Genomic DNA, 255 nt, shown 5'->3' on the forward strand with positions numbered 1-255 from the left:
CGCTGCTGAACTATCGCCACAATACGCTGGCGGCGCTTCAGGGCGCCGCCGCGGACGATGTCCCGGGCGGCATCGAGTGGCTGGGTGCGCAGGAACGCACCAACTATCCCCTGAGCCTGTCGGTGGAAGACTCCGGGCAGGCGCTGGGCCTGACGGCGGAAGCGGTCGAGCCGGTTTCAGCAGAGCGTATCTGCGGTTACATGCAACATGCGCTGGAGCACCTGGCGGAGCTGCTGGAGCGCTCGCCGCACACGC

Annotated in this window: 1 protein-coding gene; it reads left to right on the forward strand. The window is 67.8% G+C overall.

The window, feature by feature from the left end; translation table 11 throughout:
• Positions 1-255: hypothetical protein (locus VSR82_RS40405; RefSeq protein WP_498858964.1), on the forward strand; the 255-nt coding region annotated here is incomplete at both ends.

Origin of the sequence: Burkholderia sp. JPY481, from assembly GCF_038900515.1 — a bacterium.
Classification (GTDB): domain Bacteria; phylum Pseudomonadota; class Gammaproteobacteria; order Burkholderiales; family Burkholderiaceae; genus Paraburkholderia; species Paraburkholderia youngii.